Below are 13058 nucleotides of genomic sequence, written 5' to 3'. Positions count from 1 at the left end.
CTAGGGGATGCGCTGCTCTGGCCGACATTCGTAAATGCCGCAGGCCAATCACCCGAACGAGATTTGAAGAAAGGCTACTTACGGGAAGTTGCGAATAGGGAGGAAGCACGCATTTCCTAAAATCGTCTCGAACAGTGTGGAGGCGATGATGCGGGACTCGAGCGACTTAAAGGCTGGCCTATCGAGCCAGGATCTTGCGCGAGAGATCGTTCACGATCTTCGCAACCTGTTCGCCGTGATCACCTCCATCCAGCATCTGCTAATCAAGAAGCTTTCCGGATCGGAACGAGACAAGCTGCTGCGCGCCCTGGGCGCCGCCGCCGTGCGGGGTGGTGAACTGACTTCCCGGTTGCTCTCGAAGAAGGGTCGGGAGGAGCCTCGCCTGTTGGATGTCGGTGCGCAAGTGGCCGATGCTGCTCCCCTTCTCCAGGCCGTCGTTCGCCCTTCCGCCTGTTTGGAGATCGACACGCAGGTAGCCGTACCAGCCGCTCTTGTGAGCGCCGACCCCGCCGACCTTGAAGCGGTGGTGCTGGAGCTTGTCGCGAACGCACGATCTGCTGGCGCGCGCCGAATAGTGCTTCGATGCCGCAGGATCGGCGATTGGATCTGGCTGGTGGTGGCCGACGATGGCCCTGGACTCCTGATGAATGGCAGCATGCCAGAGGCCGGTGCCAGGCAACCGGGCCGCGGAATGGGACTAAACCGAATTCGGCGGGCAATCCGCGACATGGATGGCAGATTGTTGATCCGCGGCAGTGCCGAGGCAGGAGTCGGTACGGTAGTCGCCATGCTTTTGCCGGTGGCGTTCCGCGCCGTCAGCAAATCACGCGCCCGAGAATGGCGCGCATTCCCCCGGGACAAGGAGAGTTGTGATGAAAACCGACGGACAGTTGCAGCGTGACGTCATGGATGAACTTGAATGGGATCCCAGCGTCGATCACGCAGACATCGGCGTGGCGGTGAACGACGGGGTCGTGACCCTGTCGGGCTATGTGACCAACTATGTTGAAAAGATTGCTGCCGAAAAGGCGACGAGGCGCGTCAGCGGCGTCAAGGCCATCGCCGAGGAAATCCAGGTCCGCTTCAAGTCCGAGCCGCACACGGCCGACCATGAAATCGCCAAGCGTATCCTCGACATGTTTTCCTGGAACGTCGCCATCCCTCACGAGAAAATCAATGTGAAGGTGGAGAAAGGCTGGGTCACGCTTTCCGGCACGGTGGACTTCCATTATCAAAGCGACGAGGCGAGGAAGGCGACCGCAAGAATTTCGGGTGTAACAGGGGTCAGCAACCTGATCGAGGTAAAGAAGCTGCCCGTTACTTCGGACATCCGTGAACGGATCATTGCTGCATTCAAGCGCCAGGCGGATCTGGATGCCGCAGGTGTCACCATTTTTACAGACGGCAATACGGTTCGCCTGGGTGGCCGGGTGAAGGCCTGGCATGAACGTGGCGTCGCCGAGCGGGCGGCCTGGGCTGCTCCTGGCGTGACCAAGGTCGAGGATAATATCTTGGTCAGCTACTGATCGGATAGCCCCCGGTGAACCCAATGGCACTATCGATGACGTTCATCGGGGGCTTGTCCATTTTATCCTGCCTTTTGGCTGTCGGCCGAGTTGATGGAGAACATCATGTCTTTCGTGGATCGCTTGCGGCAATCGGTTGACGCCATCTTCCTCACGGCGCTTTTCTTCGGACTCATGATAGCAATCGTTGCCATGATCGTCGCCAAACTGCCGGGATGACAGGCGACTGCAGCGACGCGCGATCCACCCTCAGAAATATGCTTGGCGCGTGCGTGTCGATCCCCCACCGAACTCACATTATGGAGCGCGCGACCCGGCCTCCTTTGGAAACTTGCCTAAGTCGAGCAACGCTCATCTGCCGTGAACGGTAGTGAGTCGATGAGAAGTACAGCCGTCAGTACGAATCCTATTGGAGCAGAAACTTAGAACTGAAAAATAATCATGTTGATTTTCATAATTTTAAATCGGCATTTATCAGTTCGTATTTCTTGGCGAGCCTGGAAGAGATAGCGTCGTATAAGCGAAGTGAATTCCTTCGACAGGTGAGGCAGTGTTCAAACGGATAACCGCGCCCTTGGCTGGCTTTGCGGCGATTGTCCTCGCTGTTGCAATCGCATCGGCGGTGCGGGCGTTATTAGACCCCTGGCTGGGCGACAGGTCGGCCTATATGCCATTTATCGTCGCCGTCATGGCCGTCGCGCTGTGGGTGGGTGAAGGGCCGGCAATCCTTGCCACATTGCTCGGCATCGCCGCGAACTTCCTTTTCATGGGCAGGCCCGCAGTCCAAGTGCGCGACATATTCGAAGTGGTCATGTTTGGCGCCACTGCCGCCATCATCATTCTTGTGATCCGTTTCGTTCATAAGGCCAACCTGCGTTTGGAGCGGGCTGAATTGGCGGCGAAGGCCAGCGAACAGATGGCCATGGAACTGAACCTGTTGATCGACGGTGCTCAAGGCCTGGCCATCTACATGCTTGATCCGATGGGGCAGGTCACGATCTGGAACCGCGGGGCCGAGCGGCTCAAGGGATGGACCGAGGAAGAAATCCTGGGCCAGCCAAGCGCCCTCTTCTATCCCGGCGAAGCCGTTGCCGTCGGCAAGCCGCAAGCTGACATCGAGCGTGCACGCAAAGAAGGGAGATTCGAGGAGGAGGATTGGCGTCTTCGCAAGGATGGGTCGGAATTCCTTGCTGCCGTCAGCTGGACGGCTCTTTACGGCGAAGGCGGGGAACTGCGGGGCTTTGCGAAGATCATTTCCGATATCACCGAAAAGCGTTCCGCCGAAGACCGGTTGCGTGCCCACGAAAGCCAATTAACCGCCATCTTGTCTACTGTCCCCGATGCCATGGTGGTCATTGACGAAAGCGGCAAGATGCTTTCGTTCAGCGCCGCAGCAGAGGCGCTCTTCGGTTTCAAGGAATCTGAGGTGTTGGGCGAAAATGTGAGGATGCTCATGCCGTCGCCGGATCGAGAGCGTCATGACAGTTATATCCACCGTTATCTGGAAACCGGTGAAAAGCGTATCATTGGCAAGGGACGGGTGGTCTTTGGCCAGCGGGCCGATGGATCGCTCTTTCCGATGGAATTGTACATCGGGGAAGCGCTGCGGGGAAATGAGCGGATATTCACCGGCTTCGTCCGCGATCTTACCGAGCGGCGTATGATTGAGCAGCAGATGGCGACCTTGCAGGCCGAAATCATCCACGTCACGCGGGTCAGTGCGATGGGCACCATGGCCTCAACGCTGGCGCATGAGCTTAATCAACCGATCGCGGCGGTCGCAAATTATGTCGAGGCGGTCCGCGATCAGATGGCCAGCCCCGACAAAAGCGAATGGCCCATGATGCGGGAAGCGCTGGGGGAAGCCGCCAGCGAAGCTTTGAGGGCAGGGCAGATCGTGCGTCGACTTCGGGAATTTGTTTCGCGAGGCGAAGTGGAAAAGACCATCGAAAGCCTCCCTGACCTTGTGAATGAAGCCTCCGTGCTAGGACTCGCGGGATCGAGGGAGATGGGGATTGAGGCGCATTTCGATCTCGATCCCGGTGCGTCACCCGTGCTGGTCGATAAGGTTCAGATCCAGCAAGTTCTGATCAATCTTATTCGGAATGCGTGCGAAGCGATGGCCGATAGCCCGATTAAAAGGCTCACCATTTCGAGCCGTGCCGAAAAGGAAGGTGACATCCAGGTCACCGTATCGGACACCGGTTGCGGCATGGCGCCAGGCGTCGCCAAGCAGTTGTTTACCGCATTTGTCAGCACCAAACCGGAAGGGATGGGCCTGGGTCTGTCCATATGCCGGACGATCGTGGAAGTGAATGGCGGCAAGATATGGATGGATACGCACAAGGGGAAGGGCACCGATTTCCATTTCACCCTCATTCGAGCGCAGGCGGAGGATGTCTATGACCGACAGGAAGCTCATTCACATCGTTGATGACGATGATTCCATCCGGCGATCGGTCGGCTACATGCTCAGGACCTCGGGCTATGCGGTCGAGACGTGGCGTTCCGGGGCCGCATTTTTGAAGGATTTGCGATCGGTGGAGGCGGGTTGTGTCCTGCTGGATGTCCGCATGCCCCAGATCGACGGTCTGGAGGTACAGCGGACCATGGCGGAGCGCGGGATCACGATGCCTGTCATCATCATGACCGGCCACGGCGAGGTATCGGTCGCTGTGCAGGCGATGAAGGCGGGTGCGGTCGATTTTCTGGAAAAGCCGTTTGAAAAGACCGTATTGATCGACGCGATCGGGCGCGCCTTCGGCCGCGTCCGCTTTGCCCAAGGTGCAGCGGCACAGGCCGCCAGTGCCGACGTAATCATCGGCGCCCTGACGGCACGCGAGCGGGAAGTGCTGGAAGGACTTGCTCAGGGCCTTCCCAACAAGACGATCGCCTATGATCTTGGCATATCTTCGCGAACGGTGGAGGTGCATCGGGCTAACCTCATGACAAAACTGCATGTCCACAGCCTGTCAGATGCGCTGCGGATCGCCTTTGCTGCGAGGATGGGACAGAAGGGCCTGACTGGGATCAATACTTAAAGACGTAGCGACGCCGCCGTGCCACCACTTGGGCATGTTGTTGAATCCTGCGGCGCAAGGCGCGAAGACAATGGCCGACCTACCAATCCCCATAGTCATATTGGACGACGACGCGGGATCGAGGAGGTCGATGCAACTCCTGTTGCAGGGACGAGGGTTTAACGTCCGCTCCTTCGCGATACCGGAATTGCTGATCGCCGAGGTGAAAGCGAATAATCCGGCTTGTCTGGTGACCGATTACCTGATGGCGGGGCATGACGGCCTTCAGGTATTGGCTGCGCTCCGCTCGGCGGGATGGAAGGGGCGGGCCATAATGGTGACCGCGTTCGGTTCGACCGAATTGATGCAGAAGGCAATCGCGCACGGCTTTGATGCAGTGCTCGACAAGCCTTGCAAGGAGTCTTCGCTCGTCAATGCGGTTATCGATGCGACGACGCGGGACGTGGGTTCGCAGGTGTGACCATGACGGGCATAACCAAGAAGCAGCCACAGCGACGCTCTTCCGCTGTCGCCCTGGACCTTTTGACGCGGCGCGAGCGTGAAGTGCTTGTGGCGGTCGCCAATGGCCTTACCAACCGGCAGACCGGCGAGTTGCTGGGCATCAGCCACAGGACCGTCGAAGTCCATCGCGCGAGGTTGATGCGCAAGCTGGAAGTGCGATCGGTTGCCCAGCTTGTTGCGCTTTATCTTCTCAAGGGCTTGCCACGCCCAAGCGTCGACAACGCCCTGACCCCATAGCTGTTCTCAAAGGCAGCCGTCTGCTACCATGCCCGGCCCGCCTGACACTTCGTATATTCCCCAATACCTATTGCCACCGATTTCGCGATCATGGTGCCTGAGTCCATTTGATGGCGTCATGGATTGGAGAAAATCATGACCTATGTGTCGGAAGTCATGCATCCCGGAGTCGATCGGGTGGCGCCGGACACCGGCCTCGCCGAACTGGCCCGGATCATGAGGGAAAAGGATATAGGCGCGATCCCGGTGAGCGATGGCGACACGCCGTTGGGGATCGTGACGGATCGGGACATCGCCTTGCGCGGCTTTGCCGGGAACGGACAGGCGAGAGCGATGACAGCCGCAGACATCATGTCGAAACCGGTCGTCTTCTGTCATGCCGAAGACAGCATCGAGGATGCGATCAGGTTGATGGAAAGCCAACAGGTCCGCCGTCTGCCGGTTGTGGATGATCGATCCAACATGGTCGGCATCCTGTCGCTGGGTGACGTCTCGCACTGTGGTCACCGCGATCTTGCGATTGAAGTCATGGCGGCGGTGAGCAGCCATCACGCCTGAGGGAATGACATCCTGACGATGTGAGGAAGAAGATGACCCAGGCAACGATGTTTGACCGCTCGACCACTCAAGCGCCCGATGAGCTTGTCCAGGCTCTCAGGCACCATGCTGAGCCATTGCCCTCGCCTGACAAGGTGGAGGATTTCGGTGCCTGTTTCGATCGGTTCGGAAATGCCAGGGTCGTCCTTCTGGGCGAGGCGACACATGGCAGTTCTGAATTTTATCGTGCGCGCGCCGCGATTACCCGTCGGCTGATAGAACGGCACGGCTTCACGGTCGTGGCGGTAGAAGCGGACTGGCCCGATGCCGCGCGCATTGACAATTATGTGCGGCACCAGGCGCCGCGTCCCAGGCGGGGGGATGTATTCATACGCTTCCCGACATGGATGTGGCGCAACCAGGAAGTGCAGGCCTTCGCCGATTGGCTGCGGGGACATAATCAGGGCTTGGCGGAAGCGCGCCAGGCATCCTTCCATGGCCTGGATGTCTACAGCCTCAGCGAATCCATCCATGCCGTTCTCGCCTATCTCGACAAGGCCGACCCGGCCGAGGCGGAGGACGCGCGCCGCCGCTATGGATGCCTGACGCCGTGGCAGGATGAACCCGCGCATTATGGACGGGCGGTCACTCTTTCCGGTGGCAAAGGATGTGAAGATGGCGTGATGGCGCAGCTTCGCCAGCTTCTCGACCAGAGGCTGGACCTGCTCAAACAGGATGGCGAGGCATGGTTCGATGCCTATCAGAACGCCCGCATAGTTCGCGCCGCGGAACGCTATTATCGCGCCATGTACCGCAGCTCGACCGAAAGCTGGAACCTGCGCGACCGGCACATGTTCGAAACGCTCCAGGCGTTGATGGCGCATCGCGGCAGCGGAACCAAAGCGGTCATCTGGGCGCATAACAGCCATGTCGGCAATGCAGCCGCAACGGCGATGGGTTGGCAGGGTGAATTCAACATCGGCCAGCTTTGCCGTCTCGCCTATGGCGACGATGCCGTGTCGATCGGCTTTGGGACGGACACCGGACTTGTCGCGGCCGCCAGCGACTGGGGCGGGGCGATGGAGATCAAATCCGTCCGTCCCGCGCGCCCGGACAGTTATGAACATGCGTTCCGGCGCACGGGCGTCGTTCGCAGCCTGACTGACTGGCGGGGACCGGGCAAGGAAGCGCTGCGGGATTTGCTCGGCCACGCACTTTTGGAACGCGCGATCGGCGTCGTTTATCGGCCCGAAACGGAGCGGCTCAGCCATTATTTCGAGGCGGTGCTGGCGGAGCAATTCGATGCCTGGGTCTGGTTCGAACAGACCTCGGCGGTAACGCCATTGGGTCCGGAACGCCCTTCAGGCGCGCCGGAAACCTGGCCTTTCGGATTATGACCATGACGCAGATATTGGTGAACCGGCAGGATGTGACAATCGGCAGGCATGGGCTGCGGGCCTTCCTCGACATGCCGGATGGCGCGACGGGGTTGGTGATATTCGCTCATGGCAGCGGCAGCGGGCGGCACAGCCCGCGCAACCAATATGTCGCCGCTGGTCTGCATCGATCCCAGCTCGCGACTTTGCTGGTCGACCTGCTGACGCCGCAGGAAGAACTGGACCGACGCAATGTCTTCGATGTGCAGTTGCTTGCGCGCCGGTTGAGGGAGGCTGCTGACTGGGCCGACGGCATGGCGCCGCTCGCCACGCTGCCGCTGGGCTATTTCGGCGCGAGCACAGGCGCAGCGGCCGCGATCATTGCCGCTTCGATGCCGGATGACAGGGCTGCTGCGGTGGTGTCTCGCGGCGGCAGGCCGGACCTCGCGGGGGCTGAAGCTCTGGGCCGGGTTCGTGCCGCGACGCTCCTGATCGTCGGCAGTCTGGACCGTGATGTGCTGAGCCTAAATCATGACGCAAAGGCGCTCATGACGGCGCCCGCGGAACTGGTCATCGTGCCCGGAGCGAGCCATTTGTTCGAGGAACCCGGAACGCTCGATCAGGTCATCAGCCTGGCCAGGCGATGGTTCAATTCTCACCTGAAGGGGGAGACCCGATGAAACCCCAATCCATGCTGTTTCACGATCGTCGTGATGCAGGCGTCCATTTGGCCAAGGCGCTGGCACGTTTTGCGCCGAGCCATCCGTTGGTGCTTGCCTTGCCGCGAGGAGGCGTGCCAGTCGCCTTCGAGGTGGCAAGAGCGCTTGATGCGGATTTGGATCTTCTCTTCGTGCGCAAGCTCGGTGCGCCGGGCTACGAGGAACTGGGCATCGGCGCGGTGGTCGATGGGGCAGAACCGCAACTTGTCCTCAATGAGGAAATCGTGCGGCAGCTGGCACCCACGCCGGAGTATATCCGTACCGAGATGCGCAAGCAGTTGGCTGAAATCGATCGGCGTCGGCGCGTTTATCTGGGGAATAATGAACCCATTCCGGTAGCAGGCCGTACCGTGATCGTGGTGGATGACGGCATAGCAACCGGAGGCACGATCAAGGCGGCGCTGAAGGGCATGAGCAAGGCGCATCCCGCGCGGCTCATTCTGGCGGTGCCGGTAGCGCCTGCGGCGGTGATCGCAGGTCTGCGGGAGGAATGCGACGACATCATCTGCCTTTACGAACCCCATCCCTTCTATGCAGTCGGGGCGCATTATGTGGTATTCGATCAGACGAGCGATGCCGAAGTGGTCAAGCTGTTGGCTGATGCGCGTCGGCAACGAAATACCCAATCAGCGTGATTGTGACCTCTACGACAAATTCAGCCCAGTTCGTGCTGCAATAGCCCGTTCAGGATGATCCATAGCCATTCTCCGCTGATCAATTGAGCGGCCAGGAAGGTAAGGATCAACGCGGCTGCGACCATGGCCAATATCAGCCATAGACGTGTCGCGGGTCTGTCCCGTTGCGTCATGGTTACTCTCCGGTGGGCCTGGAGCGCATGATCCGGCCTCAAGGACTGGTCCGGCTGGCGACCACGGCCGATCCGTCGGGCTGGATCTGGATAAGATGATAAGCCTTATCCTCGCATTGCGCCCTCCAGGCGGCGGACGGCGCGGTGGTTCCGGGCATCGGGCCGCTGTCGATTACTTGCTGGCAAGGCAGGCCAGCATCCCGGATGGCACGGAAAAACGCCGCATCCCGGGCCTCTTTGGGCAATGCCGCGATCTCCTCGACATAGTTCATCGTCGAACCATTCGTCTGGGGCGCGGGCGCTTCCGTCTCGTTCGCCGGTTTACACGCGCTGATGACCAGCACAGCGGCCAATAGCGGAAGTGTTCGCATTGCGATGCTCCTTCAACTGACAAGATGGAGAAGCCTATTTCCCACGTCCCGGATGCGTCGCCCATCGGGACATATACTTATTCCAGCCGTCGGGAGGGGCGCATAGCCTCACGGGCATGAAGAGGATCGTCACGCTCACGATGAATCCGGCCATCGATGTCGCCTATGAGGCGGATCGGGTCTTTCACACCCGCAAGATGCGGGCGCGCCAGGAACATTATGATCCGGGCGGGGGTGGCATCAACGTGGCTCGGGTGATTGCGCGGCTGGGCGGCACGGCGCGCGCTTATTATCTGTCCGGTGGAGCAACCGGACCTACGCTCGACGGGCTGCTGGATCAGCATGGGCTGGTCCGGTTCCGCATACCCATTGCAGGCGACACCCGCATCAGCACATCCATCTATGAGCGGGAGACGGGTAAGGAATATCGTGTCGTGCCACAGGGGCCAGAGCTGACGGCCGAGGAATGGCAAGCCGCCCTGCATCATCTCGATGGTCCGCAGGCTGACTTCCTTGTCGCCAGCGGATCGCTGCCTCCCGGCGTGCCGGACGATTTCTACAGTCGAGTGTGTCAGCTGGCGCAACGCCACGGCATGCGCCTCATCCTCGACACTTCAGGCAAGGCGCTGCAAGAGGCGGTCAGCGGCGGAGGCCTCTATCTTGTCAAACCGAGCATCGGTGAGTTGCGGCAACTGGTTGGCCGAGCGTTGATGGAGGAAAGCGAAATCTGCGCCGCCGCGCAGGAGATCGTGGATGGCGGCAAGGCGGAATATGTCGCCGTGACGATGGGTCGCGATGGCGCGATACTGGCTAGTCGCTCAGGGACCTGGCGATTGCCTGCCGTCCCTGTGGAAACCAGGAGCGCGGTGGGGGCTGGCGACAGTTTCCTGGCGGCAATGGTTTTCGCACTCGGCTGTGAGCGTGATCCCGTCGAGGCATTCCGTTACGGAATTGCCGCAGGTGGAGCGGCGGTCCTGACGCCCGGCACTGACCTCTGCCATCGCGAGGATGTCGAGCGCTTGTTCGCCCTCGTGCCGTCCATTGCGCCATCACAGGAAACATGCCGGGCCGACGCACAAGCGTAGTCCCTGCCATAAGGAAGAAGGATGACTGCCATGAAGGCCAGCGACATCATGACTTTGGGAGCGGCCACGACCACGGCTACAAGTTCCTTGGCAGCTGCCATCAAGTGCATGTCCGATCACCGGATCAGTGCTCTCCCGGTCCTTGACGAGGAGGAACGTCTGGTGGGCATCGTCACGGAGGGAGATTTTTTCCGGCAAGACCTTGGGCCTTTCCGGCTCGATGCCCTGGTTAGCGCCGAGGCGGAGGAGCGGGCACGCTCGCTGGCCTCCATGACGGTTGCCGAGATCATGTCGAGGCAGCCGATCACCGTTGATGGAGGTGAATCGCTGGAGGAAGCGATTGCCATCATGGAAGGGCGGGCAGTGAAGCGTCTGCCAGTCACATCGAACGGCAAGCTGGTCGGTCTGCTCAGCCGCGCTGACATTCTGCGCTTCCTCGTAGAAAGATGATCTAGACCAGCCCGTTATCGCGCAGCGCGGCGGCGATCAGGGGCGCGAGAGGGGCCTTGTTCGTAGGCCCATCGATGCTGTCGCTGCTGAAGATAGGTGCGATGCCCTCTGCCTTCATGATCGCAAGATCGTCGGCACTCGCCAGGCAATGTGTCACGATGGCTTCAACCGATGTCGCGCCTGTGTCGAGCAGAAGCCGCGCCGCCTCAATCAACGTCCGCCCGCTGGCAATCATGTCGTCCACCACTATAGCGCGGCGGCCGCGAACCTTATCGATGTCGGGGATGGCAAGCCTGACCTGCCTGTCGCCCAGCCTTTGCTTTGCCGCCACCAGCGTGCTGAGGCCCAGCGGTGCTGCGACAGCCTTGGTCCACTGACGGGATTCACTGTCCGGCCCGATGATGACGGGATCGTCCCGCGCGTCGATCAGGGTAGCGAGAAGGGGCGCGGCGGATAGGCTGATCGCAGGGATGCCGGGAATAACCTCGCTCAGGGCGGCTATGCGATGGAGATGAGGATCGACCGTCACCAGTCCGTCGAAATGGTCGGCTATCAGGCCGCCGATGACTTTCTGGCTGACGGCTTCTCCGGCGCGGAAGGCTTTGTCCTGCCGCATATAGGCAAGGTAAGGCGCGATCAGGATGACGCGTTCCGCGCCCTGATCGCGCGCCGCCGAGGCCGCCAGCAGCAGTTCGATGATCTTGTGGTCGGGATCGTCGAATGAGCGATAGAAGATGGCGGTTCGAGCGGGCGTCGGTACACGGATCAGGCATTCCCGGTCGGGAAATCGGTGGACCTCGACGGCGATCGTCGGGATGTTCAACAGTGACCCCAGCCTGCGGGCCGGTGCCATGCCATCTTCGAAGGCGAAGAGGACCGCGCTCATCGAGCGACCTCATATCCTGAGTCTTCCATCGCCAGATCGCGCGCGAAGCCAAGACCGGTTCGCGACTGGGCATGGATACGGTAAAGCGCTTGCCCCTTGCGGACATCGCTGCCCACCTTGTGCAGCAGGTCGATGCCCGCGCCCTTGTCCATCGGCGCACCGGCAAGCCGGGCGATGCGCGCTATGCGATGGCAATCAATCGCCTGCACTCGTCCGTCATGGGGGGCCTGAATCTCGTGAACATGCTCGCCCGGCGCATGTTTGGCCGTCTGCCGCCCCTGCGCCTCGATCAGCCGTTCCATCGCCGCAAGTGCTTCGCCCGAGGCGAGCAGTTCCATCGCCCGTGCATAGCCCCTGCCACCTCGCAGCGCGGGATCGAAATCGAGCACTCGTCCGGCCAGAAACAGGGCATGTTCGCGAAGGTCCGGCGGAGCATCGCCGTCGTTGCGCAGCACGGCCATGACATCGCGTGCCTCAAGCACCGGGCCGACTCCGCGCCCGACAGGCTGTGATCCGTCCGTGGTCACGATATCGATCACGAGACCGATCTTGTCGGCGACATGCTCGAACAGTTTGCGCAGCCTGACTGCATCATCCTGCGTGCGGACCTTGGCGGTCGGGCCGACGGGTATGTCGAGCACCAGATGCGTGGAACCCGCCGCCAGCTTCTTGGACAGGATGGAGGCGACCATCTGGTCGAACGTGTCGATCCGCAAAGGCCGCTCGACAGAGATCAGCACATCGTCCGCTGGCGACAGGTTCACCCGGCCGCCCCAGGCCAGCACCGCCTTTTCCCGGGCGACGATAGCCCGCATGTCCGCTTCGCACATGTCGACATTGGCGAGCACTTCCATCGTGTCGGCCGTGCCGGACGGGGAGGTGATCGCGCGTGACGAGGTTTTGGGCATGATGAGGCCGTGGGCCGCTACGATCGGCACGACGATCATCGATGTGCGGTTGCCCGGAATGCCGCCGATGCAATGCTTGTCCACCACGAGCGGGGCTTTCCAATCGAAGCGGTTGCCGACATCGGCCATCGCGCAGGTGACTGCCAGCGTTTCCTGCGTGCTCATGAAGCTGGCGCAGGCGACCAGGAACGCGCCGATTTCCATAGGGGAATAGCGATGCGCGGCGATGTCCCGGATGATGGCTGATATCTCGTCATCCTGCAGGGTGTCGCCGTCGATCTTGCGACGGACAAATTCCAGGCTGGCTGGGGGCATTGCCTGTGCGATCGCCACGGGCGAACCTTCGGGCAGGCCGAGCCGCCTGAACGCCTGCTCGCCGAGGCCAATCTCTCCCGGTTCCAGCAGGGTCGGCTCATCCACGAGCGCCAGCGTCGCGAGGATTTCGGCACTGTCCCCGCTGACCCGTATCTTGCGCAGCGCTTGAAATTGTTCCGCGGAATAGCCGTTGCTTTGGCGCAGAAGAAAGGCGGTGTTTTCCGGATAAGTGTCGATTGCCAGACGCTTAATCGTCAGCATGATCTGCCCACCTCATGTCGTTGCCGTTCGCCCATCG

The 13058-nt window shown here is 60.8% G+C and carries 16 protein-coding genes; 12 read left to right on the top strand and 4 right to left on the bottom strand.

From position 1 onward, the window contains the following. The first annotated feature begins 148 nt into the window (after positions 1 to 148). From ACZ5TH_RS13965 to ACZ5TH_RS13920, 10 genes are all read left to right on the top strand, one after another. Positions 149 to 901: an ATP-binding protein gene (locus ACZ5TH_RS13965; protein WP_464795590.1), complete on the top strand. Its 753-nt coding sequence runs from the start codon at positions 149 to 151 to the stop codon at positions 899 to 901. After that, entirely contained in the window at positions 873 to 1526 is a 654-nt protein-coding gene (locus ACZ5TH_RS13960; protein ID WP_196226904.1) for a BON domain-containing protein, read from the top strand. Before ACZ5TH_RS13965 ends, ACZ5TH_RS13960 begins: the two co-directional genes overlap by 29 nt. A gap of 550 nt (positions 1527 to 2076) precedes the next feature. After that, a complete protein-coding gene (locus ACZ5TH_RS13955) occupies positions 2077 to 3960 on the top strand; it encodes a PAS domain S-box protein (RefSeq protein ID WP_464795589.1) in 1884 nt (627 codons plus the stop codon). Further along, positions 3929 to 4567, top strand: a complete 639-nt coding sequence (locus ACZ5TH_RS13950; RefSeq protein WP_449469568.1) for a response regulator transcription factor — start codon at positions 3929 to 3931, stop codon at positions 4565 to 4567. Before ACZ5TH_RS13955 ends, ACZ5TH_RS13950 begins: the two co-directional genes overlap by 32 nt. A gap of 34 nt (positions 4568 to 4601) precedes the next feature. Beyond that, positions 4602 to 5027 carry a response regulator gene (locus ACZ5TH_RS13945; RefSeq protein WP_464795588.1) on the top strand — a complete coding sequence of 142 codons (426 nt, stop codon included), beginning with the start codon at positions 4602 to 4604 and terminating at the stop codon, positions 5025 to 5027. Between the two features lie 2 nt (positions 5028 to 5029). Then, positions 5030 to 5305 (top strand): response regulator transcription factor, encoded by a 276-nt coding sequence (locus tag ACZ5TH_RS13940; RefSeq protein WP_449469565.1) that lies wholly within the window; start codon positions 5030 to 5032, stop codon positions 5303 to 5305. 135 nt (positions 5306 to 5440) lie between these two features. Beyond that, complete coding sequence (locus ACZ5TH_RS13935; protein ID WP_449469564.1) at positions 5441 to 5863, top strand: CBS domain-containing protein; 423 nt, start codon at positions 5441 to 5443, stop codon at positions 5861 to 5863. Positions 5864 to 5895: 32 nt separating this feature from the next. Beyond that, complete coding sequence (locus tag ACZ5TH_RS13930; RefSeq protein WP_464795587.1) at positions 5896 to 7239, top strand: erythromycin esterase family protein; 1344 nt, start codon at positions 5896 to 5898, stop codon at positions 7237 to 7239. Further along, complete coding sequence (locus tag ACZ5TH_RS13925; RefSeq protein ID WP_464795586.1) at positions 7236 to 7898, top strand: dienelactone hydrolase family protein; 663 nt, start codon at positions 7236 to 7238, stop codon at positions 7896 to 7898. Before ACZ5TH_RS13930 ends, ACZ5TH_RS13925 begins: the two co-directional genes overlap by 4 nt. Further along, positions 7895 to 8572, top strand: a complete 678-nt coding sequence (locus tag ACZ5TH_RS13920; RefSeq protein WP_449469560.1) for a phosphoribosyltransferase — start codon at positions 7895 to 7897, stop codon at positions 8570 to 8572. Before ACZ5TH_RS13925 ends, ACZ5TH_RS13920 begins: the two co-directional genes overlap by 4 nt. Positions 8573 to 8592: 20 nt before the next feature. Here ACZ5TH_RS13920 and ACZ5TH_RS13915 read toward each other — a convergent pair whose 3' ends face one another. After that, positions 8593 to 8745 carry a hypothetical protein gene (locus ACZ5TH_RS13915; protein WP_464795585.1) on the bottom strand — a complete coding sequence of 51 codons (153 nt, stop codon included), beginning with the start codon at positions 8743 to 8745 and terminating at the stop codon, positions 8593 to 8595. A 38-nt stretch (positions 8746 to 8783) separates the two neighbouring features. Continuing rightward, positions 8784 to 9116 (bottom strand): hypothetical protein, encoded by a 333-nt coding sequence (locus ACZ5TH_RS13910; protein ID WP_460988581.1) that lies wholly within the window; start codon positions 9114 to 9116, stop codon positions 8784 to 8786. 116 nt (positions 9117 to 9232) lie between these two features. On the opposite strand from ACZ5TH_RS13910, the gene ACZ5TH_RS13905 reads away from it, so the two are divergent. Continuing rightward, a complete protein-coding gene (locus ACZ5TH_RS13905) occupies positions 9233 to 10201 on the top strand; it encodes a 1-phosphofructokinase family hexose kinase (RefSeq protein WP_460988582.1) in 969 nt (322 codons plus the stop codon). Between the two features lie 21 nt (positions 10202 to 10222). Next, a complete protein-coding gene (locus tag ACZ5TH_RS13900) occupies positions 10223 to 10651 on the top strand; it encodes a CBS domain-containing protein (protein ID WP_464795584.1) in 429 nt (142 codons plus the stop codon). Between the two features lies 1 nt (position 10652). On the opposite strand, the gene ACZ5TH_RS13895 is transcribed toward ACZ5TH_RS13900, so the two are convergent. Together ACZ5TH_RS13895 and ACZ5TH_RS13890 are read right to left on the bottom strand one after the other, a co-directional pair. Then, positions 10653 to 11537, bottom strand: coding sequence for a ribose-phosphate diphosphokinase (locus ACZ5TH_RS13895; RefSeq protein ID WP_464795583.1), 885 nt, complete (start codon positions 11535 to 11537; stop codon positions 10653 to 10655). Then, complete coding sequence (locus ACZ5TH_RS13890; RefSeq protein ID WP_464780596.1) at positions 11534 to 13021, bottom strand: thymidine phosphorylase family protein; 1488 nt, start codon at positions 13019 to 13021, stop codon at positions 11534 to 11536. Before ACZ5TH_RS13890 ends, ACZ5TH_RS13895 begins: the two co-directional genes overlap by 4 nt. Between the last annotated feature and the right edge of the window lie 37 nt (positions 13022 to 13058).

It is taken from the genome of Sphingobium sp. TomTYG73, assembly GCF_055394245.1.
The sequence above is the reverse complement of the archived record's forward strand: the minus strand, read 5'-3'. Positions and strand labels throughout refer to the sequence as shown.